Origin of the sequence: Streptomyces cyaneofuscatus (assembly GCF_000718135.1) — a bacterium.
GTDB lineage: Bacteria > Actinomycetota > Actinomycetes > Streptomycetales > Streptomycetaceae > Streptomyces > Streptomyces cyaneofuscatus.
Genome location: NZ_JOEM01000015.1, coordinates 44916 through 67569 on the forward strand (window position 1 = coordinate 44916; position 22654 = coordinate 67569).

The 22654-nt window shown below is 71.3% G+C and carries 19 protein-coding genes; 3 read left to right on the forward strand and 16 right to left on the reverse strand.

The window, feature by feature from the left end; genetic code table 11:
- Window positions 1-18 precede the first annotated feature (18 nt).
- The 5 genes from IF17_RS0123860 to rimP all read right to left on the reverse strand — a co-directional run bounded on the left by IF17_RS0123860 (window position 19) and on the right by rimP (window position 5724).
- Window positions 19-312, reverse strand: coding sequence for a DUF503 domain-containing protein (locus IF17_RS0123860; protein ID WP_015611818.1), 294 nt, complete (start codon window positions 310-312; stop codon window positions 19-21).
- 177 nt (window positions 313-489) lie between these two features.
- Entirely contained in the window at window positions 490-3633 is a 3144-nt protein-coding gene (infB, locus tag IF17_RS1000000138005) for a translation initiation factor IF-2 (RefSeq protein ID WP_076968446.1), read from the reverse strand.
- Between the two features lie 152 nt (window positions 3634-3785).
- Window positions 3786-4064 (reverse strand): YlxR family protein, encoded by a 279-nt coding sequence (locus IF17_RS0123875; protein ID WP_179115590.1) that lies wholly within the window; start codon window positions 4062-4064, stop codon window positions 3786-3788.
- Window positions 4065-4177: 113 nt separating this feature from the next.
- On the reverse strand, window positions 4178-5218 hold the full coding sequence (gene nusA / locus IF17_RS0123880) for a transcription termination factor NusA (RefSeq protein WP_030569386.1): 1041 nt from the start codon (window positions 5216-5218) through the stop codon (window positions 4178-4180).
- A 2-nt stretch (window positions 5219-5220) separates the two neighbouring features.
- On the reverse strand, window positions 5221-5724 hold the full coding sequence (rimP, locus tag IF17_RS0123885) for a ribosome maturation factor RimP (RefSeq protein WP_030569388.1): 504 nt from the start codon (window positions 5722-5724) through the stop codon (window positions 5221-5223).
- A 176-nt stretch (window positions 5725-5900) separates the two neighbouring features.
- On the opposite strand from rimP, the gene IF17_RS0123890 reads away from it, so the two are divergent.
- Genes IF17_RS0123890 through IF17_RS0123900 form a run of 3 tightly spaced genes read left to right on the forward strand, consistent with a single transcriptional unit; the run spans window position 5901 to window position 7871 of the window.
- The gene (locus IF17_RS0123890) at window positions 5901-6419 is read left to right on the forward strand and encodes a hypothetical protein (protein WP_030569391.1); all 519 of its coding nucleotides are present in this window, start codon (window positions 5901-5903) and stop codon (window positions 6417-6419) included.
- A complete protein-coding gene (locus IF17_RS0123895; RefSeq protein ID WP_030569394.1) occupies window positions 6416-6925 on the forward strand; it encodes a ferritin-like domain-containing protein in 510 nt (169 codons plus the stop codon). The genes IF17_RS0123890 and IF17_RS0123895 overlap by 4 nt, the downstream gene beginning before the upstream one ends.
- Before the next feature lie 28 nt (window positions 6926-6953).
- Window positions 6954-7871, forward strand: coding sequence for an aminoglycoside phosphotransferase family protein (locus IF17_RS0123900; RefSeq protein WP_030569397.1), 918 nt, complete (start codon window positions 6954-6956; stop codon window positions 7869-7871).
- A 76-nt stretch (window positions 7872-7947) separates the two neighbouring features.
- Here the strand turns inward: IF17_RS0123900 and IF17_RS0123905 are convergent, their stop codons facing one another.
- From IF17_RS0123905 to IF17_RS0123955, 11 genes are all read right to left on the reverse strand, one after another.
- A complete protein-coding gene (locus IF17_RS0123905) occupies window positions 7948-9651 on the reverse strand; it encodes a proline--tRNA ligase (protein ID WP_030569400.1) in 1704 nt (567 codons plus the stop codon).
- Between the two features lie 69 nt (window positions 9652-9720).
- Window positions 9721-10296, reverse strand: a complete 576-nt coding sequence (locus IF17_RS0123910) for a GNAT family N-acetyltransferase (RefSeq protein WP_030569403.1) — start codon at window positions 10294-10296, stop codon at window positions 9721-9723.
- 89 nt (window positions 10297-10385) lie between these two features.
- Window positions 10386-11231, reverse strand: a complete 846-nt coding sequence (locus IF17_RS0123915; RefSeq protein WP_179115591.1) for a GNAT family N-acetyltransferase — start codon at window positions 11229-11231, stop codon at window positions 10386-10388.
- Between the two features lie 174 nt (window positions 11232-11405).
- Window positions 11406-12563: a flavodoxin-dependent (E)-4-hydroxy-3-methylbut-2-enyl-diphosphate synthase gene (ispG, locus tag IF17_RS0123920; protein WP_026241002.1), complete on the reverse strand. Its 1158-nt coding sequence runs from the start codon at window positions 12561-12563 to the stop codon at window positions 11406-11408.
- Window positions 12564-12774: 211 nt separating this feature from the next.
- Window positions 12775-14085 carry a M50 family metallopeptidase gene (locus IF17_RS0123925; RefSeq protein ID WP_030569412.1) on the reverse strand — a complete coding sequence of 437 codons (1311 nt, stop codon included), beginning with the start codon at window positions 14083-14085 and terminating at the stop codon, window positions 12775-12777.
- Complete coding sequence (dxr, locus tag IF17_RS0123930; RefSeq protein WP_032772518.1) at window positions 14082-15335, reverse strand: 1-deoxy-D-xylulose-5-phosphate reductoisomerase; 1254 nt, start codon at window positions 15333-15335, stop codon at window positions 14082-14084. Before dxr ends, IF17_RS0123925 begins: the two co-directional genes overlap by 4 nt.
- A gap of 162 nt (window positions 15336-15497) precedes the next feature.
- Window positions 15498-17453, reverse strand: a complete 1956-nt coding sequence (locus IF17_RS0123935) for an acyl-CoA dehydrogenase family protein (RefSeq protein WP_030569418.1) — start codon at window positions 17451-17453, stop codon at window positions 15498-15500.
- A 152-nt stretch (window positions 17454-17605) separates the two neighbouring features.
- Entirely contained in the window at window positions 17606-18220 is a 615-nt protein-coding gene (locus tag IF17_RS1000000139020) for a GNAT family N-acetyltransferase (protein ID WP_030569421.1), read from the reverse strand.
- A 934-nt stretch (window positions 18221-19154) separates the two neighbouring features.
- Complete coding sequence (locus tag IF17_RS0123945; protein WP_030569424.1) at window positions 19155-20600, reverse strand: aldehyde dehydrogenase family protein; 1446 nt, start codon at window positions 20598-20600, stop codon at window positions 19155-19157.
- Between the two features lie 118 nt (window positions 20601-20718).
- Entirely contained in the window at window positions 20719-21963 is a 1245-nt protein-coding gene (locus IF17_RS0123950) for an MFS transporter (protein ID WP_030569426.1), read from the reverse strand.
- A gap of 88 nt (window positions 21964-22051) precedes the next feature.
- Window positions 22052-22648 carry a TetR/AcrR family transcriptional regulator gene (locus tag IF17_RS0123955; RefSeq protein ID WP_030569428.1) on the reverse strand — a complete coding sequence of 199 codons (597 nt, stop codon included), beginning with the start codon at window positions 22646-22648 and terminating at the stop codon, window positions 22052-22054.
- Between the last annotated feature and the right edge of the window lie 6 nt (window positions 22649-22654).

Below are 22654 nucleotides of genomic sequence, written 5' to 3' on the forward strand. Positions count from 1 at the left end.
TCTGATTTCGCTTGCGTGTCAGTCTTCGTCACTGTGCAGCCGCCGTCTCACCGAGAGCAGCTCCACCTCGGGGCGGGCGGCCACCAGCCGCTCGCACCGGTCCAGCACGTCCGTCAGGTGTCCGGTGTCACCGGAGACCACGGCAAGGCCGATCTCGGCCCTGCGGTGGAGATCCTGCCCGCCGGTCTCCGCCGCACTCACCGCGTACTTGCGCTGGAGTTCGGCGACGATCGGACGGACGACGGAGCGTTTCTCCTTCAACGACCGTACGTCGCCGAGGAGCAGATCGAAGGACAGGGTCCCCACATACATGTGTGTCCGGATGTCCCGCCGGTTCGGGTTCGTGCCCCGCCAGAGCTTGGCGGGAACATCAGAACCGTACCGGAACGGCCGGGGCCGATCGACGGAAATACGACCCGTCGACCGGCCCCGACCGTGGTGGCCGGGTTCCGGGGGCGAACCCCCGGAACCCGGTCAGATCTCTGCGGATCAGCCTCGCGGCTTCTCGCGCATCTCGTACGTCGCGATGACGTCGTCGATCTTGATGTCGTTGAAGTTTCCGAGGTTGATACCGCCCTCGAAGCCTTCGCGGATCTCGGTGACGTCGTCCTTGAAGCGGCGCAGACCGGAGATGTTGAGGTTCTCCGCGATGACCTTGCCATCGCGCAGCAGGCGCGCCTTGGTGTTGCGCTTGACCTCGCCGGAGCGGACCAGCACACCGGCGATGTTGCCCAGCTTGGACGAGCGGAAGATCTCGCGGATCTCCGCCGTGCCGAGCTCGACCTCTTCGTACTCCGGCTTGAGCATGCCCTTGAGGGCCGCTTCGATCTCTTCGATCGCCTGGTAGATGACCGAGTAGTACCGGACGTCCACGCCTTCGCGCTCGGCCATCTGCTCGGCACGCCCTGCGGCGCGCACGTTGAAGCCGATCACGATGGCGTCGGAACCCGTCGCCAGGTTGATGTCCGACTCGGTGACCGCACCCACACCGCGGTGCAGGACCCGGATGTCGACCTCTTCACCGACGTCGAGCTGGAGCAGCGAGGACTCGAGAGCCTCCACCGAACCGGACGCGTCGCCCTTGATGATGAGGTTGAGCTCCTGGACCAGACCGGCCTTGAGCGCCTCGTCCAGGTTCTCCAGGGAGAACCGGACACCCTTGCGGGCGAAGTTGGCGTTGCGCTCACGGGCGGCACGCTTCTCGGCGATCTGACGGGCCGTACGGTCCTCGTCGACGACCAGGAAGTTGTCGCCGGCGCCCGGGACGTTGGTGAGACCGAGGACCAGGACGGGGGTCGAGGGACCCGCTTCCTGCACGTTCTGACCGTTGTCGTCGAGCATGGCGCGGACTCGGCCGTAGGCGTCGCCCACGACCATCGTGTCACCGATGCGCAGCGTTCCGCGCTGGACCAGGACGGTCGAGACGGCACCACGGCCGCGGTCGAGGTGGGACTCGATCGCAATACCCTGCGCGTCCTGCTCCGGGTTGGCCCGCAGGTCCAGCGAGGCGTCGGCGGTGAGGACGACGGCCTCCAGGAGCGCCTCGATGTTGAGGCCCTGCTTGGCGGAGATGTCGACGAACATGGTGTCGCCGCCGTACTCCTCGGCCACCAGACCGAACTCGGTGAGCTGACCGCGCACCTTGGTCGGGTCGGCACCCTCGACGTCGATCTTGTTGACCGCGACCACGATCGGCACCTCGGCCGCCTTGGCGTGGTTCAGCGCCTCGATCGTCTGGGGCATCACACCGTCGTTGGCCGCCACCACGAGGATCGCGATGTCGGTCGACTTCGCACCACGTGCACGCATGGCGGTGAACGCCTCGTGACCCGGGGTGTCGATGAAGGTGATCTTGCGGTCCTCACCGTTGACCTCGGAGGAGACCTGGTACGCACCGATGTGCTGCGTGATGCCGCCGGCCTCGCCCGCGACGACGTTCGTCTTGCGGATCGCGTCCAGCAGTCGGGTCTTACCGTGGTCGACGTGACCCATGACGGTCACGACCGGCGGACGGGAGACCAGGGCCTCTTCGCCGCCCTCGTCCTCGCCGAACTCGATGTCGAAGGACTCGAGCAGCTCGCGGTCCTCCTCCTCGGGGCTGACGATCTCCAGGACGTAGTTCATCTCGTCCGCGAGAAGCCGGAGCGTCTCGTCGGAGACGGACTGCGTCGCCGTGACCATCTCGCCGAGGTTCATCATCACGGCGACGAGCGACGCCGGGTTGGCGTTGATCTTCTCCGCGAAGTCGGTGAGCGAGGCACCGCGCGACAGCCGGACAGCCTGTCCGTTGCCGCGAGGCAGCATGACGCCGCCGACGGACGGGGCCTGCATGGCCTCGTACTCCTGGCGCCTCTGCCGCTTCGACTTACGGCCACGACGCGCCGGACCGCCGGGACGGCCGAACGCACCCTGCGTGCCGCCACGGCCACCGGGACCACCCGGACGACCGCCGAAGCCGGGACGGCCGCCGAAGCCGCCGCCACCACCGGGACGACCGGCACCGCCGCCGCCACCACCGGGACCGGCCGGACGGCCTGCGAAGCCGCCGCCACCGCCACCGCCGGGACGACCGGCGAAGCCGCCGCCGCCACCGGGACGACCGGCACCGCCGCCACCGGGGCGACCGCCACCGGCACCGGGACCACGGCCACCGCCGGGGCCGCCACCGGGACGCGGGCCGGCAGCGGGACGCTGCGGCATCATGCCCGGGTTCGGCCGGTTACCGGCGGGACCGCCGCCGGGACGCGGGGCCTGCGGGCGGGGCATGCCGCCCGGAGTGGGACGGGCACCGCCCTGACCCTGACCGCCCTGGGGGCGCGGGGCGCCGCCGGGGCCGCCCTGGGGACGCGGGGCGCCGGGGCGCTCCGAGCCGCCACCGGGGCGCGGGGCACCGCCGGGACGGGGCGCCGAGGGGCGCGCCATGCCGGTGGAACCGCCGGAGGTGAAGGGGTTGTTGCCCGGACGGGGACCGGCCGGACGGGCGCCGCCGGGGCGCGGTGCGCCCTGGCCGGCGGGACGTGCGGGGCGGTCTCCGCCACGCTCGCCGCCACGGCCGCCGTCACGCTGGCCACCGTCGCGGGCGCCACCGTCACGCTGACCGCCGGCCGGAGCCGGACGGGCAGGGCCACCGGCAGGACGCGGTCCCGGGGAGGCCGCGGGACGCGGGGCCTGGGGCTGCTGGGGGGCGGCCGGCTGGGCCGGAGCCGGTGCCGAGAACTCGGCGGCCGGGACCGGGGTCACCGGGGCCGCCTTCGGCGCGGGCTTCGGGCCCGGACGGGGGCCCGCCGACGGCGCGGAAGGCGCCGCGGGGGTGCTGGTCTCCGGGGCCTCGGCAGCGGCCGGCTTGGCAGCCGGTACGCCGGGCTTCGGGGCAGCGGGACGTGCCGCAGCGGCCGGGGAGGGCGCTGCGGGCTTCGCGGGCGTCGCCTTGCGGGGCGCGCCAGGCTTGGCAGCGGACTTGCCGGCGTTGCCGCCGGGCCCCTGCAGTGCGTCGGTCAACTTACGTACAACCGGCGCCTCGATCGTCGAGGACGCCGAACGGACGAATTCACCGAGTTCTTGGAGCTTGGCCATGACGACCTTGCTCTCGACGCCGAACTCCTTGGCGAGTTCGTATACCCGGACCTTAGCCACTTCGCTCCTTTTAGGTCCGGGTTACCGCCGGACCGTCGCTACTTCATGGGCGTACTCATCGCGTACTCATCGAGTGCTCATCGCAATCTCGACCTACTTCCAACTCGCGAGGTACCTGACCGCACGGGGACCCGTGCCGTTCACGTTCTTTCTTACGGTGTCACCCGCTCGACGAACCGCGTGAGTGCCGCGGTGTCGAACGGCCCCTTGGCCTTGAAGGCCCTGGGGAACGCCCGGCGGCGAACCGCCAGGTCGAGACAGACAGAGGTGGGGTGCACATAAGCACCCCGGCCGGGCAGCGTACCGCGTGGATCAGGGGCGCAGGCGCCCTCGTCCACCACGATGCGCAGCAGCTCGCTCTTGGCCGCTCGCTCCCGGCATCCCACACAGGTTCGCTCGGGGCAAGCGCGGGCTTGCGTCCGGCCAGACACGTTTAAGTCTACCTCCCCGCACCGACCTCACCCCTTTGGGGCAAAAATCGAACGGATGTTGTCGTGATCTCAGCGGCGTACGGCCAAGATCTATTCCCTGGAGCGGCTCCGGGTCAACGCCTTTCCGAGCGCTCCCGGGCCCGCTCGGCCCGCTCGCGGTCGGCGTTCTCGCGCTCCTCGTCCGTCTCGGTGTCGGGACGGATGTCGATGCGCCAGCCGGTGAGGCGGGCGGCGAGGCGGGCGTTCTGGCCCTCCTTGCCGATCGCCAGCGAGAGCTGGTAGTCCGGCACGGTGACGCGGGCGGAGCGGGCGCCGAGGTCGACGACCTCGACCTTGCTCACCCGGGCGGGCGAGAGCGCGTTGGCGACCATCTCGGCCGGGTCGTCCGACCAGTCCACGATGTCGATCTTCTCGCCGTGCAGCTCGGCCATGACATTGCGCACACGGCTGCCCATCGGGCCGATGCAGGCGCCCTTGGGGTTCAGGCCGGCGCGGGTGGAGCGCACGGCGATCTTGGTGCGGTGACCGGCCTCGCGGGCGATGGCCTCGATGACCACGGAGCCGTCCGCGATCTCGGGGACCTCCAGCGCGAAGAGCTTCTTCACCAGGTTCGGGTGGGTGCGCGAGAGCGTCACCGACGGGCCGCGGACGCCCTTGGCGACCCGGACGACATACGTACGCAGGCGCAGGCCGTGGGTGTACTCCTCGCCCGGGACCTGCTCCTGCACCGGAAGGATGGCTTCGAGCTTGCCGATGTCGACCAGGACGTTCTTGGGGTCCTTGCCCTGCTGGACGAGGCCCGTGACGACATCCCCCTCGTGGCCGGCGTACTCCCCGAAGGTCTTGTCGTCCTCGGCGTCGCGGAGCCGCTGCAGGATGACCTGCTTGGCGGTGGTCGCGGCGATCCGGCCGAACCCGGAGGGGGTGTCGTCGAACTCCTTGGGCTCCTGGCCCTCCTCGAGGTCGGCCGGGTCCTCCTTGGCCCACACGGTGACGTGGCCGTTCTCGTCGAGCTTCACGCGCGCCCGGCGGTGGCTGCCGTCGGTGCGGTGGTAGGCGATGAGGAGCGCCGACTCGATCGCCGCGACGAGCACGTCGAAGGGGATCTCCTTGTCCTGCGCCAAGCCCTTCAGAAGCTTCACATCGATGTCCACGGCTACGCCTCCTCTTCCTTCTTGTCCTTGCGGTTGAATTCGATCTCCACGCGCGCCTTGGCGATCTCGTCGAAGGCGAGGCGGCGGGACGTGGGCTTGCGGCCCTTGACGCCGGGCACTTCGAGGTCCAGCCCGTCCTCGTCGACGGCGAGGATGCGGGCGACCAGCTCACCGGAGCCGTCGGCGGCAAGGTGGAAGCGGGCCAGCCGGCCGGTGGCGCGTACGTAGTGGCGGGGCTCGGAGAGCGGACGCTCGGCCCCCGGGGAGCTGACTTCGAGGACGTACTCGCCCTCGCCCATCACGTCGGTCTCGTCCAGCTTCTCGGAGATCGCGCGGCTCAGCTCCGCGCAGGTGTCCAGCTCCACGCCCTCGTCGGAGTCCACGATGACCCGCAGCACTCCACGTCGGCCGGCCCGGGACACCTCGATCTCCTCGAGGTCCAGCTGCTGCGCGCTGACGAGCGGTTCCAGCAACCCGCGCAGCCTCTCGCTCTGGGTGGTGCTCATCCGGGTGACTCCTCGGCCGCGTGTGCTGTTGTGGGGATCGTCGTGTGTCAGGTCAAAGGGTATCCGGTCGCCAGGGGTGTTGCCGTCCGCCTGCCTTGTCACCGCGGGTACGCTCGCCTGCGGTGATCACTTCAGGACAGATCCTGTCAGGATCGGTCCCGGCCCGAAGGAGAAACGTGCGGCGCACGGGGACGACCCGCAGGGGGGCGCTCACCGCGACGGGGGCTCTCGCACTGGGTGCGGTGCTGACCGGCTGCGGGGACGACGACAAGAGCCAGGGCCGGAACGGGCCCGTCCGCACCGAGGCCGAGGCGGTCCGGGTGGAGAAGGCCCTGCGGACGGCGGCGGCGCGCACCGCCGCCCTGACGCTCGCCCACTACGACTTGGCCGCCGAGGCCCATCCGGCGCTCGCGGAGGGCCTGGCGCCCCTGCGGACCGCCGTACGGGAGCACGCCAAGGCCCTGTCGGCGGGTGCCCGGAAGGCCGCGGCCCCGCCCGCACCCGGTCCCGTGTCAGCCGACGCGCGGGCCGCGGTGAAAGAGCTGGCCGCCGCCGAGCGCCGCCGGGCCGACTACCACGCCGAGGCCCTGCTCACCGCGGAACCGGAGCTGGCGCGGCTGCTGGCCTCGGTGGCCGCGGCCGCTGCGGTCCACGCGTACCTGCTGACCGAGCTGGCCAAGGAGACCGCGTCATGACCCTTCCCGCCGAGGACGAAGCCTCCTCCCCCGCCCTCACCGCCACGCAGACCGCGCTGGCCGCCGAACACGCGGCCGTCTACGGGTACGGGGTGCTCGGCGGCCGGATCACCGGGAAGCGGCGCACCGAGGCGAGCGCGGCGTACGACGGGCACCGCGCGCGCCGGGACGCGCTGATGCGCACCGTGCGTGACCTGGGCGGTGCGCCGGTCGCCGCCGACGCCGCGTACGCTCTCCCCTTCGCAGTTACCGACACCGCGTCGGCACTGCGCCTCGCCGCCGTCCTGGAGGACCGGGTGGCGGGCGTGTACTCCGATCTCGTACGGGCCACCGAAGGGCCCGCGCGCGCCGACGCGGCGGGCGCACTGCGGGAGGCGGCCGTGCGGGCGGCCCGCTGGCGGGGCGGCAACGTAGCCTTTCCGGGGCTCGCCGAGCGGGCTCCGGGCGCCGGTCCGGCCGAGAAGACGGGTCCGGTGGAGGCCGCGGGAGCCGACGGCACGGCCTGACGAAGGACGGAAAGGGAACAACGGACGTATGGGTTTCGAACCGCCGCAGCGCCTGGTGCGCGCGCTCGGCGAGATGTACGGGGACGGTGCGGCGGCCGAGTGGCTGGACCGCCTCCCCACGCTCACCGAACAGGCGATCGAGGCCGCCGGGCCGGACCTCACCGTGGAGCGGGTGGCCGCCCCCGGCGGGCGCAGCGCCCTGGTGCTCCTGGTCCGGCAGGCCGACGGGACCCCGGCCGCGCTGAAGATCGCCCCGCCGCGCGCCGAACCGGAGCACGAGCGGGCGGCGCTGGCGCACTGGAACGGCTGGGGCGCGGTGAAGCTGCTGGACGCCCCGGAGACCGACGCGTCCGGGGCGCTGCTGCTGGAGCGGCTGCACCATGAGGTGTCGCTGCGTTCGCTGCCGGAGGCCAAGGCGTTCCTGGAGGCGGCGGGTACGGTCCGGCGGCTCTGGGTGGAGCCGCCCGCCGGGCACCCCTTCGAGACCGTGGCCGAGCGGACGGGGCGGCAGACGGAGGGCATGCGGGCGGCGGCCGAGGCCGACCCGGAGCTGGCCCCGCTGGTGGACGCGGCCCTCGCGGCCCGTACGGAACTGGTCGAGGGCTCCCCCGAACTCCTCCTCCTGCACGGCAACTTCCGGCAGAGCAAGGTGCTCTCCGGCGAACGCGCGCCCTGGCTGACGGTGGGTCCGGAGCCGCTGGTGGGCGAACGCGCCTACGACCTGGCGCGGCTGGTGCGGGACCGGGTGGAGGATCTGATCGCCTCGCCGGGCGGCCCGGTGACGGCGCGGCGGCGGGTCAAGAGGCTGGCGGAGTCGCTGGAGGTGGACCAGGCGCGGCTGCACGGCTGGACGCTGTTCCGGGCGGTCGAGTCGGGGACCCGTGCGCTGGCCGAGGGGCGGCGGCAGATGGGCGAGGTCAACCTGGAGTTCGCGGGCTGGCTGTAGACCGTACCCGGCGTACGAGGAGGGCCCCCGCACACGGTGTGCGGGGGCCCTCCTCGTACGTACGCGATCTACGCGATCAGCCCAGGTCGGCCGTGAGGCGGGCGATCGCCTCGTCGACCGTCAGCTCCTCGCGCTCGCCGGTGCGGCGGTCCTTGAGCTCCAGGACGCCGTCGGCGGAGCGGCGGCCGGCGACCAGGATCTTGGGCACGCCGATCAGCTCGGAGTCGGTGAACTTCACACCGGGCGAGACGCCGGGGCGGTCGTCGACCAGGACGCGCAGGCCCGCCGCGTTGAGCTTCTCCGAGACGTCGAGGGCCAGCTCCGTCTGGAGGGCCTTGCCCGCGGCGACGACGTGGACGTCGGCCGGGGCGACCTCGCGGGGCCAGCACAGGCCCTTGTCGTCGGCGGTCTGCTCGGTGAGCGCGGCCACCGCGCGGGAGACGCCGATGCCGTACGAGCCCATCGTGACGCGGACCGGCTTGCCCTGCTGGCCCAGCACGTCGAGCTGGAAGGTGTCGGCGTACTTGCGGCCGAGCTGGAAGATGTGGCCGATCTCGATGGCGCGGTCCAGGGTGAGGCCGGTACCGCACTTGGGGCAGGGGTCGCCCTCCTCGACCACGACGACGTCGAGGTACTGGTCGACCTCGAAGTCACGGCCCGCGACGACGTTCTTGGCGTGCTTGCCGTCCTTGTTGGCGCCGGTGATCCAGGCGGTGCCGGGGGCGACGCGGGGGTCGGCGAGGTAGCGGACCTTCTCCAGGCCCTGGGGGCCGACGTAGCCGCGTACGAGATCGTCACGGCCGACGAAGTCCTCGGCGGTGACCAGCTCGACGACGGCGGGCGCCAGGTGCTCGCCGAGCTTGCCGAGGTCGACCTCTCGGTGACCGGGGACGCCGACGGCGACGATCTCGCCGTCCACCTTGACCAGCAGGTTCTTCAGGGTGGCCGAGGCGGGGACGCCCAGGTGCGCGGCGAGGGTCTCGATGGTCGGGGTGTCGGGGGTGTCCAGCTCCTCGACCGCGCCGTGCGCCGAGCCGTCGACCGGGGCGAGCGCGAAGGTCACGGCCTCGGTGTTGGCGGCGTAGTCGCAGTTCGGGCAGTCCGCGAAGGTGTCCTCACCGGCGGCGGCGGGCGCCAGGAACTCCTCGGAGGCCGAGCCGCCCATCGCGCCGGAGACGGCGGAGACGATGCGGTGGTCGAGGCCGAGGCGCTCGAAGATCTTGATGTACGCGGCCCGGTGCAGCGCGTAGGAGTGCGCGAGGCCCTCGTCGGTGGTGTCGAAGCTGTACGAGTCCTTCATCTGGAACTCGCGGCCGCGGAGCACACCGGAGCGGGGGCGCGCCTCGTCGCGGTACTTCGTCTGGATCTGGTAGAGCATCACCGGCAGGTCCTTGTAGGACGTGCACTGGTCCTTGACGGTCTGGGTGAAGATCTCCTCGTGGGTCGGGCCGAGGAGGTAGTCGCCGCCCTTGCGGTCCTGGAGGCGGAAGAGCAGGTCGCCGTACTCCTCCCAGCGGCCGGACGCCTCGTAGGGCTCCTTGGGCAGCAGGGCGGGGAGCAGGACCTCCTGGGCGCCGATGGCGTCCATCTCCTCGCGCACGACGTTGGAGATGTTGTCCAGGACCTTCTTGCCGAGCGGCAGCCAGGACCAGATGCCGGCCGCGTTGCGGCGCACGTACCCGGCGCGGACCAGCAGCTTGTGGCTGAGCGTCTCGGCGTCCGCCGGGTCGTCGCGCAGTGTCTTGATCATCAATCGGGACATGCGCTGGACCTGGGCCATGATGAACTCCTGCTCGCAAGGGTGGTGAGCCCGAGGTTAGCCGGGGGGTGCGGGCAGGCGGAAATCCATTCAGCCCTGGGGCCTCTGGAGCGGAAGAGGCGCACCCATGACCGCGTACGGCAGCGGGGCGCTGGGGAAGACCACCTGGCGGGCCAGGTCGCGGTAGCCGAGCGCGCGGTAGAGGGCGCGGGCGGGGCTGTCCCGGTCGATCGCGGAGAGGATCGAGCGGGGGTGCGGGACGGCGTCGGTGATGCCGGTGATCAGGGTGCGGCCGATGCCGTGCTGCTGGTGGTCGGGGTGGACGTGGAGCTCGGTGATGACGAAGGAGTCGTCGAGCCAGCCGTCGGAGCCGGTGGCCCGGAGGTAGGGCTCGACGACGGTGGACCACCAGTGGGCGCGGTCGTTGGGCAGCCCGTAGACGAAGCCGACGAGCCGCCCGTCGGGGGTGAGGGCGCCGAGCGCGCGGGCCTCGGGGTGGTCGAGGTGGCGCAGGACGATGTGGCGGCGTACGTCGATCTCGTCCTGGCTGAGTCCGAAGGCCGCCGCCTGGACGTGGAGGGCTTCGTCGACGCGTGTGGCCAGGTCGATGGGGCCGACCTCGATGCCGGGGTGCGCGGGGCCGTTCCCGGTGACTGCTGGTGCCATGCGCGAACCCTACTGGCCGGGGTGGGCGGGCCGGTACGGGCGGGAGGCCGGGAAGCCACCTCCGTAGAGGAAGCTCTCCGTACGGGGTTTCAGAACAGGACGCTCATGAAGGTGCCCGTCTCGCGGAAGCCCACGCGCCGGTAGGCCTTGCGGGCGGGGGCGTTGTAGTCGTTCACGTACAGGCTGACGATGGGGGCGACATCGGCCAGGGCGTAGCGCAGGACGGCGGCCATGCCGGTCTCGGAGAGGCCCTTGCCGCGGTGTTCGGGGGCGACCCAGACGCCCTGGATCTGGCAGGCCTGGGTGGTGGCGGCGCCGATCTCCGCCTTGAAGACGACCTTGCCGTCGTCGATCCGGGCGAAGGAGCGTCCGGCGCCGATGAGTTCGGCGACCCGGGCCTGGTAGAGGAGTCCGCCGTCCCCGGCGAGTGGGGAGATGCCGACCTCCTCGGTGAACATCGCCACGCAGGCCGGCATCAGGATGTCGGTCTCGTCCTTGCGGATGCGGCGGACGAGCGGGTCGGGGGCGATATCGGCGGAGGGGCTCTCGGTGACCATGAGGGGCTGGTTGGCGCGGACCTCGCGGGCGGGGCCCCAGCCCGGCTCCAGGAGTCGCCAGAGCAGGGCGGTGGGTTCGGCGGGGCCGACGATCGAGGAGCAGCGGCGGCCGGCCCGGCGGGCCCGGTCGGCGAAGGCGCGTACGGCTTCCGGCCCGGCGCAGATGGGGACCAGGTTGGCCCCGGCGTAACAGAGGGAGCGGAGCCTTCCGTCGGCGTACCAGCCCCACATCTCGCCGCCCAGGCGCCAGGGGTCGAGCCCCGCGACCTGCACGCGGGACGTGACGAATGCGTTGGCCACGGGCTCGCTCTCCAGGATGGCGAGCGCTGCGCCGAGGTCGCTGGGTTCGAGGACCCGGGTGGTGGTCTGCGTCAACACGAGGGGGCCTCACCATGCGGTCTGCTGATTTCCGCACTGTACCCAACAAGCCTGGAGAACGCTGCCCGGGCCGGGAAGCGGGCTTCCGGACCGGCCATGGACCGGCCACGGCTACGCCGCCGCCCCGCCGGGAACGGGGCCCGGCGGGGCGGTGATGGCGCGGAGGGGCGCAGGTCAGGCGCCGATGGAGACCTGGGGCTCGCCGGAGGCGATGCCGTCCTTCTCCATCTGCTCGGCGATCTTCAGGGCTTCCTCGATGAGGGTCTCGACGATCTTCGACTCGGGCACGGTCTTGATGACCTCGCCCTTGACGAAGATCTGGCCCTTGCCGTTGCCGGAGGCGACACCGAGGTCGGCCTCGCGGGCCTCGCCGGGGCCGTTGACGACGCAGCCCATGACCGCGACGCGCAGCGGGACCTCCATGCCCTCCAGTCCGGCGCTGACCTGGTCGGCGAGCTTGTAGACGTCGACCTGGGCGCGGCCGCAGGAGGGGCAGGAGACGATCTCCAGGCGGCGCTGCTTGAGGTTGAGCGCCTCAAGGATCTGCAGGCCCACCTTGACCTCCTCGGCCGGCGGGGCCGAGAGGGAGACGCGGATGGTGTCGCCGATGCCCTCGGAGAGCAGGGCGCCGAACGCGACGGCCGACTTGATCGTGCCCTGGAACGCCGGCCCGGCCTCGGTGACGCCGAGGTGGAGCGGGTAGTCGCTCTGGGCGGCGAGCTGTCGGTAGGCGTTGACCATGACGACCGGGTCGTTGTGCTTGACGGAGATCTTGATGTCGCCGAAGCCGTGCTCCTCGAAGAGGGACGCCTCCCACAGGGCGGACTCGACGAGGGCCTCGGGGGTGGCCTTGCCGTACTTCTTCAGGAGCCGCGCGTCCAGGGAGCCGGCGTTGACGCCGATCCGGATCGGGGTGCGGGTCTCGGAGGCCGCCTTCGCGATCTCCTTGACCTTGTCGTCGAACTGCTTGATGTTGCCGGGGTTCACGCGGACCGCCGCGCAGCCCGCGTCGATCGCGGCGAAGACGTACTTCGGCTGGAAGTGGATGTCGGCGATCACCGGGATCTGCGACTTGCGCGCGATCGTGGCGAGGGCGTCGGCGTCGTCCTGGGTCGGGCAGGCCACCCGGACGATCTGGCAGCCGGAGGCCGTCAGCTCGGCGATCTGCTGGAGGGTGGCACCGATGTCCGACGTACGTGTCGTCGTCATCGACTGCACGGAAACGGGCGCGTCGCCGCCGACCGCGACCGAGCCGACCTGGATCTGTCGGCTGACCCGTCGGTCGGCGAGCTTGGTCGGAACGGCCGGCATTCCGAGAGAAATCGCAGTCATGCGCTGTGCATCCCCAAGGTGTGGATCAAGGTCCCGATGTCGGCGGGCTCCAGGCTTCGAGGTTACGGCACCGGAGGCGGGACGCACGCACCGTATGGACAAGTCAACCAGATGGTGACCGACCGGACACAACGCGTGTGCCGGGCGGTCACCTCTGGGACGGAAGGGACGACTACTCAGGCAGCCACCCGGACGGTCCCTTATCGGATCATCAGCTGATCTTGACCGGATTCACGATGTCGGCCACCAGGACCAGCAGCGTGAAGCAGATGAAGAGTCCGGCGACCACGTAGGCGACCGGCATCAGCTTCGCCACATCGAACGGGCCCGGGTCCGGGCGCCGGAAGACCTTGGCCAGATTGCGCCGCAGCGACTCCCAGAGCGCACCCGCGATGTGCCCCCCGTCGAGTGGGAGCAACGGCAGCATGTTGAACAGGAACAGCGACAGGTTGAACCCCGCCAGCAGGAACAGCATCATCGCGACCTGGTTCTGGGCCGGGATGTCGAGGTTCATCACCTCGCCGCCGATCCGGGCCGCGCCCACCACACCCACCGGCGAGTCGTCGGCGCGTTCGCCGTCGCTGAAGGCGGCGTCCCACAGGGCCGGGATCTTGGAGGGCAGCGCGATGATCGCGTCGACGCCGTTCTCGATCATGTCGCCCATGCGCACGACGGAGTCGCCGAAGGAGAGCGGCACGATCTCGGTCTGGGCGGCGAAGCCGAGGTAGCCGGCCTTGATGAACTGATCCGGGACGACCTCGCCGTTGCCGTCCTTCTTCGCGACGGCGTTCTCGCGCAGGACGGCGTTGAGGGTGACCTCCTGGCCGCCACGCTCGACGGTGATGGTGGCGGGACCGATGGTGTTGCGGATGCGGTCCGAGAGCGTCGCCCAGTCGTCGACCTTCTGCCCGTCGAAGGCGACGATCTTGTCGCCCTCCTGGAGGCCCGCGGCCTTGGCCGGGGAGACGGGGTCGGTGCCCTTGCAGGTGTCGCGCTTCTCGCTCTGCGAGATGACGCACTGCTGGACGCCCGCGACCTCGGTGGTCTGCGTCTGGAAGCCGAAGGTCATCGCGACGCCCATGAAGATCGCGACCGCGAGGATGAGGTTCATGAACGGGCCGGCGAACATCACGATGACGCGCTTCCACGGCCTGCGCGTGTAGAAGAGCCGCTTCTCGTCGCCGGGTTCGAGCTCCTCGTACGCGGCGGAGCGGGCGTCCTCGATCATGCCGCGCCACGGTGAGGTGGAGCGGGCCTCCAGGCGGCCGTCGGCGCCGGGCGGGAACATCCCGATCATGCGGATGTAGCCGCCGGCCGGGATGGCCTTGATGCCGTACTCGGTGTCGCCCTTCTGCTTCGACCAGAGCGTCGGACCGAATCCGACCATGTACTGCGGGACCCGGATGCCGAACATCTTGGCCGTGGAGAGGTGGCCCAGCTCGTGCCAGGCGATGGAGAACAGCAGGCCCACGACGAAGACGGCGATCCCCAGGACCGTCAGCAGGATCGAGGTCAGACTCATGCGCGCGCCTCCGCTGTCACTTTCGCCGAGAGTTCCCGGGCCCGTGCGCGGGCCCAGGTTTCCGCTTCGAGGACGTCCGCGACGCTGAGCGGGGTTCCCGGGGCGGGGGTGCCGTGTTCGGACACCACAGCGGTGACCGTATCCATGATTCCGTTGAAGGGCAGCTGTCCGGCGAGGAAGGCGTCGACGCACTCCTCGTTGGCCGCGTTGAAGACGGCGGGTGCCGTGGAGCCGAGCGTACCGACATGGCGGGCGAGGCCGACCGACGGGAAGGCCTCGGTGTCCAGCGGGAAGAACTCCCACGTGGACGCCTTCGACCAGTCGAAGGCGGGGGCGGCGTCCGGGACCCGCTCGGGCCAGCCGAGGCCGATGGCGATGGGTCCGCCCATATCGGGCGGGGTGGCCTGGGCGAGCGTGGAGCCGTCGGTGAACTCGACCATGGAGTGCACGTAGGACTGCGGGTGGACCACGACCTCGATGCGGTCGAAGGGGATGTCGTAGAGGAGGTGCGCCTCGATGACCTCAAGACCCTTGTTGACGAGCGTCGCGGAGTTGATCGTGATGACCGGGCCCATCGCCCAGGTGGGGTGGGTCAGGGCCTGCTCGCGGGTGACGTCGGCCAGCTCCTCGCGTGTACGGCCCCGGAAGGGTCCCCCGGAGGCGGTGACGACGAGCTTGCGGACATCGGCGCGGGTGCCGGCGGCGAGCGCCTGGAAGAGCGCGGCGTGCTCGGAGTCGACCGGGATGATCTGGCCGGGGGCGGCGAGCGCCTTCACCAGCGGGCCGCCGACGATCAGCGACTCCTTGTTGGCGAGGGCGAGCGTACGGCCCGCCTTCAGCGCGGCCAGCGTCGGGGCGAGCCCGATGGAGCCGGTGATCCCGTTGAGCACGGTGTGGCAGTCGCTCGCGGCGAGCGTGGCCGCCGCGTCGGGCCCGGCGAGGATCTCGGGGAGCGGCTCCCCGGCCCCGTACCGCTCACGCAGCGCCTCGCGCAGGGCGGGGACCGCGCCCGGGTCGGCGACGGCGACCGTGCTCACCCGCAGCCGGTGGGCCTGCTCGGCGAGGAGGGCGGTCCGGCCGCCGGCGGCCGAGAGCGCGGTGACCCGGAAGCGGTCGGGGTTGCGCAGGACCAGGTCGATGGCCTGGGTGCCGATGGACCCGGTGGAGCCGAGGATCACCAGATCCCGGCGGCCGTCCGCGGTGTCGAAGAGGAGATGCGGATCGGCGAGGGGGGCGGGGCTGTCGCTCATACCCCCCATTGTTGCCGCTCCGGCTGTGCGCGGGGACAGCGCGTCCCGGTGGGGCGGGGATTCGGCGGCTTCGGTACGGAGGGGGCGCGCCGGGTGCACGGGCGCGCCCCCCTTGATGCGCTACGGGGGCGGCGGCTCAGCTGATGCGTTACGGGTGGCGGCTCAGCGGACCGGCCGGTGCCGGTTCTCCTCGGCGGAGGGTCCAGGGGTGGCGTCCGCGATCCAGGGGCCTTCGCCGCTGGGGTCGATGACGCCCTCCTCCAGCCAGGTGTACGTACCGGACAGCACGCCGTCCACCACGCGCCGGTCCAGATCGTCGGTGTTGGACCAGAGCCGCGTGAACAGCTCCTCCACCCTGACCCGGGACTGCCGGCAGAAGGCGTCGGCAAGCTGGTAGGCCTCGCGGCCGTGCTCCCCGGAGCCCCGCAGATGCTCGGCGCGGACGCAGGCGGCGCTCATCGCGAAGAGCTCGGCGCCGATGTCGACGATCCGGCCGAGGAACCCTTGCTTGGTCTCCATCCGCCCCTGCCACCGGGACATGGCGTAGAAGGTGGACCGGGCGAGCTTGCGCGAGGAGCGCTCGACGTACCGGAGGTGCCCGGAGAGGTCGCGGTGCCCGGCCGGGTTGAACTCACCGTACGTCAGAGGAAGTTGCCCCGCCCCGGTCACCAACTGTGGCAGCCAGCGGGCATAGAACCCGGCGGCGTTGGCACCGGCTTTCGCCTTGTCGGCAAGTGCCTTCTCCGGATCGATGATGTCGCCGGCGACCTTGAGGTGGGCGTCGACGGCCTCACGGGCGATCAGCAGGTGCATGATCTCGGTGGAGCCCTCGAAGATCCGGTTGATCCGCATGTCGCGGAGCATCTGCTCGGCCGGGACGGCCCGCTCCCCGCGGGCGGCGAGCGACTCGGCGGTCTCGAAGCCGCGCCCGCCGCGGATCTGGACCAGTTCGTCGGCGATCAGCCAGCCCATCTCGGAGCCGTACAGCTTGGCGAGGGCGGCCTCGATACGGATGTCGTTGCGGTCCTCGTCGGCCATCTGCGAGGAGAGGTCGACGATCGCCTCCAGGGCGAAAGTGGTGGCCGCGATGAAGGAGATCTTCGCGCCGACCGCCTCGTGCTTGGCGACGGGCCGCCCCCACTGCTCCCGTACGGCGGACCACTCGCGGGCGATCTTCAGGCACCACTTCCCGGCCCCGACGCACATGGCGGGCAGCGAGAGGCGCCCGGTGTTGAGGGTGGTCAGGGCGATCTTGAGCCCGGCCCCCTCGGGCCCGATGCGGTTCACGGCAGGCACCCGGACCTGGTGGAAGCGGGTGACGCCGTTCTCGATGCCGCGCAGCCCCATGAAGGCGTTGCGGTGCTCCACGGTGACACCGGGGGCGTCGGCCTCGACGACGAAGGCGGTGATGCCGCCGGGGTGTCCGTCGGAGGCGGGCACCCGAGCCATGACGACGAGCAGATCGGCGACGACCCCATTCGTCGTCCAGAGCTTCACACCGTCCAGGAGGTAGTCGTTCCCGTCGGGCACGGCGGTGGTGGCGAGGCGGGCCGGGTCGGAGCCGACGTCGGGCTCGGTGAGCAGGAACGCGGAGATGTCGGTGGTGGCGAGCCGGGGCAGGAAGGCGTCCTTCTGCTCCTGGGTGCCGAAAATCTTCAGCGGCTGCGGTACGCCGATCGACTGATGCGCGGAGAGCAGCGCACCGATGGCGGGGCTCGCGGAGCCGACGAGGGCGAGCGCCTTGTTGTAGTACACCTGGGTGAGCCCGAGACCGCCGTACTTGGTCTCGATCTTCATGCCCAGGGCGCCGAGCTCCTTGAGCCCGTTGACCACCTCGTCGGGGATCTTCGCCTCGCGCTCGATCCGCGCACTGTCGATGTGCGCCTCGCAGAAGGCCCGCAGCCGCCCGAGGAACTCCTCGCCGCGCCGGATGTCGTCGGGCGGCGGCAGGGGGTGCGGATGGATCAGGTCGAGCCGGAAGCGCCCGAGGAACAGCTCCTTGGCGAAGCTGGGCTTACGCCAGTGCTGCTCCCGGGCGGCCTCGGCGACCTTGCGAGCCTCACGCTCGGTGACCTTGGGTGCTTTGGGGACCTGGGGGGTGTTGTGTGGTGCGGACATGGGGGCCTCACCTCGCCGCGCATCACCAGGACGGACAGGCACCTGGGCACACGGACTGCTAGTCGCTGCCTACTGATCCGTATGTAACCCGTGTACCCGCACTTCGGCACCCGCACCAGCCCTCGCGTACGGGGTGGAGGCCTCGGCTTCCCTCAGCCGAGCCGACCGGGCCGACCGGGCCGACCGGGCCGACCGGGCCGACCGGGCCGCAAGAGCATCGGGTCGTAGACCGGGGACTCCGGGGCATGCTTGATCCGGGCAGCGACCACCTCGTACCCCCATCGCGGGTAGGCGCTGCGCGCGGGCTCGTTGGCCACGATGCACGTCAGGGTGGTCCAGGTCTCCGGGCGCCCGTCGACCATCACGTCGTGGAGGCGCCGACCGATGCCGAGGTTGGTCGCTTTCGGGAGAACCATGAGTTCCCGCAGCCAGAAGACGTCGCCGGCCTCGGCGGCCTGCTTGGCGTCGGCGGGCAGGTCATCGGCGATGGACGCCCACCACGCGCGGCCCGGGGTGAGCGTGACCCCCTGGACGTACCCGACGAGGGCCCCGTCGTCCAGACGCGCCGTGACGACCTCGAAGCCGCGCATGGTGAAGGCGGCGGTGAGCCGGTCGGCGAAGGTCTCGACGGAGAAGAACGGATCGCCCGCGTAGGGCGGGACGCCGTACACCTCGGCGTAGACGGCGTTGAGTTCATCGACGATCTCGCGCGCTGCGTCACCGTCGTGCCGGGTGAAGGTGAGGCCGGGTGTGGTGCGGGCGGGCATGCGGGGAAGCTCCTCGGCTAGGCGACGTGGTCGGTGAGCAGGTCGAACGTGTCGCGAACGGCAGGGCTGGCCCGGTGCGGCCCGAGCCGTTCACGGACGGCCACGAGTTGCTTGCGTGTACGGCTGGAGGACTGCCCGCCCTCGATGAGCCGAAGGGATTCCCGCGCGGCGTCGGCGGGCCGAAGTCCCGGTCCTGAGCGGCGGCGCCGGCGAGTCGGGCGAGGCACATGCCTCTGTTACGGGAGTGACACGGAGTGGCGCTTCCCACTTGGTGGCCTACTGCTCAACCGTGCGAATGCAGCGACCTATTCGAGAATCCGTGTGGGGAACGAACGGCGAGAGATCAATGGCAGCTGCCCGTTGGGCCCCGAGATCCTGAGCTGCTTGCCCTGCTGGTCCCAGACCTTGGCGCTTGTGACCAATCACTGTTCCCCCTTCGAGCGGCCGCAGACGAGGGCCGGAGGTGTGGGCGCCCGAGATCGTCCTAGCGTACCGATCAGCTGAACGCTGAGCCTGAGGTTCGAGGATCGTCAAATGCCGTGCTTCCAGCCGGAGTGGCCATGCCAGATGCGTGCCAGATCGCGGGCGGAACGACGGGGCCGACGGACAGCAGGACGGTAGTCAGCCGGCGCCTCGGACGCGCTTCACAGCCGGCTGGACCGGGGCGAGGCCCCGCCCGTAACCACCCGGTGGCTGCTGGTCCCGGCCGGGCGCAAAATGGGAATGCGCACTCATCGGCTTCGGGGGCCCTCGGCCGTATCCCCCCGGACGAGTTGGCGGCGATCCCCGTCACGCGGGAGCGCTTCTCCATCGAGGTCACGGGGAGGAAACCCCGAGGCGGCAGCCCCCGCACAGTGGGCTGCCGCCGGTCCTTATGTGTGCCCCGCCCGCGCTCGCTGTCCAGGCGGGGGCGCGGGTGGGGTCGTCCGAGGGACTACAGGGCCAGGCCCGTGAGGACCAGGACGCGCTCGTAGGTGTAGTCGTCCATCGCGTAGCGGACGCCCTCGCGGCCGACGCCGGACTGCTTGGCACCGCCGTACGGCATCTGGTCGGCGCGGTACGAGGGGACGTCGCCGATGATCACGCCGCCGACCTCCAGGGCGCGGTGGGCGCGGAAGGCGGTCTGGAGGTCGTGGGTGAAGACGCCTGCCTGGAGGCCGTACTTGGAGGAGTTGACGGCGGCGAACGCCTCCGCCTCGCTGTCGACCTTCTGGAGGGACATGACCGGGCCGAAGACCTCCTCGCAGGAGAGCTTCACGTCGTCCGGGAGGCCGGCCAGGACCGTCGGGGCGTAGGTGGCGCCGTCGCGCTTGCCGCCGGTGAGGAGTTCGGCGCCTCCCTGGACGGCCTCGTCGACCCAGGACTCGACGCGCTTCGCCGCGTCCTCGCTCACCAGGGGGCCGACATCCGTGGTGGCGTCGGCCGGGTCGCCGGTGACCAGGGCCTCGACGGCGGCGACGATCTTCGGGACCAGCCGGTCGTAGACCGAGGCGTCGGCGATGACGCGCTGCACCGAGATGCAGGACTGGCCGCCCTGGTAGTTGGAGAACGTGGCGATCCGGGTGGCCGCCCAGTCCAGGTCCTCGTCGGAGGCGTAGTCGGACAGGACGACCGCCGCGCCGTTGCCGCCGAGCTCCAGGGTGCAGTGCTTGCGGGGCACCGACTCCATGATCGCGTAACCGACCGGGCCCGAGCCGGTGAAGGAGATGACCGGCAGGCGCTCGTCCTGGACCAGGGCGGGCATCTTGTCGTTCGGGACCGTCAGGACGGACCAGGAGCCGGCCGGGAGGTCGGTCTCGGCCAGCAGCTCGCCGAGGATGAGCGAGGAGATCGGCGTCGCCGGGGCCGGCTTCAGGATGATCGGGGCGCCTACGGCGATGGCCGGGGCGACCTTGTGGGCGCTCAGGTTGAGGGGGAAGTTGAACGGCGCGATGCCGAGGACCGCCCCGCGCGGGAAGCGGCGGGTCAGGCCGAGGCGGCCCGTGCCGCCGAGGTCGGTGTCGAGGCGCTGGGCCTCGCCGCCGTTGAAGCGGCGGGCCTCCTCTGCCGCGAACCGGAACACCGAGATCGCCCGGCCGACCTCACCGCGCGCCCACTTGATCGGCTTGCCGTTCTCCGCCGAGATCAGCTGCGCGATCTCCTCGGTGCGCTCCCCCAGCCGCCGTACGACGTGGTCGAGGGCCGCGGCCCGTACGTGCGCCGGGGTCGCGGCGAACTCGTCGCGTACGGCGTGGGCGGCGGCGACGGCCTCCTCGGCCTGGGCGTCGGTCGGCACGCTGACGGTGCCGACGAGGCGTCCGTCGTACGGGTTGGTGACGTCGAAGCTGTCGGCACCGGTGGCCTGGCGGCCGGCCACCCAGAAGGCGTGGGGCGAAGTCATGGAGGTTCCGGCCCTTCGGAGGTCGTGAGCGTGCGGAGGTCGTGGACGAGGTGGGCGTGACGGAAGCCGAGGGCCCCCTCTGTGGTCCCACGGTAGGGCGGGGAAGGTGCGATCGCGTTTAGCCGGGGTGGAGTGGGGTGGCTGTCCGGTGCTCCGAATTGGCCAGGGGGGTGGTGGCCGGGCCGTCGGACGGTGGTGTCGTGGTCGTACGAGGGCCCGTTCCCCTCCCCGTACGGCGCAGCAGGTCCGGTACGAGCGTGAGCAGGCCGGCCACCGCCAGCGCCGCGCCCAGCCAGAGCGGGGCCCGCAGGCCGAAGCGGTCCAGGCTCAGGCCGCCCAGCGCTGAGCCCAGGACCACGCCGAAGGTGATGAACGAGCTGTGCACGGTGTTGACGAGCGGGCGGGCGTTGCCGACGCGCTGCACCCGGGTGACCAGGGCCGGGTTCATGGTGACCCCGACCAGGCCGATGCCCAGCATGCAGAGCACCGCCCCGACGTCGAACCGGGCCAGCAGAGCGAACCCGGCCAGGAACACCGCGTTCAGGGAGAGGCCCGTGAGGAGGACGGGGAGGGTGTGGCGGTCCGCCAGCCGGCCGACGACGGTGTTGCCGATCACCGTGGCGGCGCCGTACGCCAGGAGCAGCAGCGGGACCGTGCCCGGGGAGAAGCCGGTGACCTGGGTGAGGATCGGGTTGAGGTAGCTGAAGGCGGAGAAGGTCGCGCCGATGACCATGGTGCTGGTCAGCAGGGTGAGCCAGAGGCGGGGAGCGCGGAAGGCGGTCACTTCGGCGCGGAAGGTGCCGCTGCCCTCCGGGCGGCCCGTCCGGCCCACCCCGATCAGCGTGCACAGGGCGGCGGCGGCCGTCAGCGCGGAGATGGCCCAGAACGCGGCGCGCCAGCCGTACCGTTCGCCGGTCAGGGTGGCCAGTGGCAGCCCGAGCAGGGTGCCGAGCATCAGCCCGTTGAGGATGACCGCCACGGCCCGGCCGCGTACCTCGGGGCGGGTCAGCTGGGAGCCGAGCGAGATCGCTACGCCGAAGAATGCCTGGGACACGACCCCCGTGATGATCCGTGCCATCACCATCGCCGGGTAGCCGGACGCGGTGGCGGCCAGCACGTTGCCCGCCAGGAAGAGCGGGAAGAGGACCATGAGCGCGGTCTTGGGCGGGAGCCGCAGCAGGGCGACCGAGAGCAGCGGTCCGCCGAGCGCCATGGAGAGGGCGAAGACCGTGATCAGGTAGCCGATCTGCGGGACGGTGACGCCCAGTCCCGCGGCCATCTGCGGCATCAGCCCGGCGACGACGAACTCGCTGGTGACCATGGCGAAGATGCCGAAGGCCAGTACGTGGACAGCACGAGGCACGAGCGGTTCCCCCTGTGGATGTGGTTTTGTATTGATCGGTTCAGAACTTGGGAATGGGTGGGCCGTGCCTCGGTTCGGCACGTGAGGGTCAGCTGGTCAGGGCGTCCAGGGCCGTGTCGGCGACGGACTGGACGGCTGCCCGGTCGGCTCCGCCCTGGGCCGCGATCCGCATCCCGCCGATGACGGCGTTGACGTACCGGGCGAGGGCGTCGGAGCCGCGCGTGGAGGCGATGGAGCCGTCGCGCTGCCCGGCCGCGATGACGGCGGACAGGGTACGCAGCCGCCGGGCGGCGTCGCGGTCCAGGAGGCGGGCGGCCTCCGGGTCGCGGGCCGCGAGTTCGACCGTGGAGTTGACGCCCAGACAGCCCAGGCTGCGGCCGTGGGGGCGGTGGTCGAACTCGTCGGACACGATCTTGTCGAGCAGGGCGCGGACCCGCTGGGCGGGCGGGCGTGACGTGTCCTCCAGGACGGCGTCCTGCGCCTCGGCCATGGTGTCCAGGTAGCGCGCCAGTGAGCGCGCGAACAGCTCGCGCTTGCTCCGGAAGGTGTTGTAGATGCTGCTGCGCCCCAGCCCCGTGGCGGTGCAGAGGTCCTGGGTGGAGGTGGCCTCGTAGCCGCACTCCCAGAACGTGCGCATCGCGGCGTCCAGGGCCCGGTCCTCGTCGAACTGTCTCGGTCGGGCCATGGCAGC

Bases quoted from the DNA above. Each gene is read 5' to 3' on its own strand.
- IF17_RS0123860 (WP_015611818.1), bottom strand. From the start codon at position 312: ATGTATGTGGGGACCCTGTCCTTCGATCTGCTCCTCGGCGACGTACGG.
- rimP (WP_030569388.1), bottom strand. From the start codon at position 5,724: ATGAGCACCACCCAGAGCGAGAGGCTGCGCGGGTTGCTGGAACCGCTC.
- IF17_RS0123895 (WP_030569394.1), top strand. From the start codon at position 6,416: ATGACCCTTCCCGCCGAGGACGAAGCCTCCTCCCCCGCCCTCACCGCC.
- IF17_RS0123900 (WP_030569397.1), top strand. From the start codon at position 6,954: ATGGGTTTCGAACCGCCGCAGCGCCTGGTGCGCGCGCTCGGCGAGATG.
- IF17_RS0123905 (WP_030569400.1), bottom strand. From the start codon at position 9,651: ATGGCCCAGGTCCAGCGCATGTCCCGATTGATGATCAAGACACTGCGC.
- IF17_RS0123910 (WP_030569403.1), bottom strand. From the start codon at position 10,296: ATGGCACCAGCAGTCACCGGGAACGGCCCCGCGCACCCCGGCATCGAG.
- ispG (WP_026241002.1), bottom strand. From the start codon at position 12,563: ATGACTGCGATTTCTCTCGGAATGCCGGCCGTTCCGACCAAGCTCGCC.
- IF17_RS0123925 (WP_030569412.1), bottom strand. From the start codon at position 14,085: ATGAGTCTGACCTCGATCCTGCTGACGGTCCTGGGGATCGCCGTCTTC.
- dxr (WP_032772518.1), bottom strand. From the start codon at position 15,335: ATGAGCGACAGCCCCGCCCCCCTCGCCGATCCGCATCTCCTCTTCGAC.
- IF17_RS0123935 (WP_030569418.1), bottom strand. From the start codon at position 17,453: ATGTCCGCACCACACAACACCCCCCAGGTCCCCAAAGCACCCAAGGTC.
- IF17_RS1000000139020 (WP_030569421.1), bottom strand. From the start codon at position 18,220: ATGCCCGCCCGCACCACACCCGGCCTCACCTTCACCCGGCACGACGGT.
- IF17_RS0123945 (WP_030569424.1), bottom strand. From the start codon at position 20,600: ATGACTTCGCCCCACGCCTTCTGGGTGGCCGGCCGCCAGGCCACCGGT.
- IF17_RS0123955 (WP_030569428.1), bottom strand. From the start codon at position 22,648: ATGGCCCGACCGAGACAGTTCGACGAGGACCGGGCCCTGGACGCCGCG.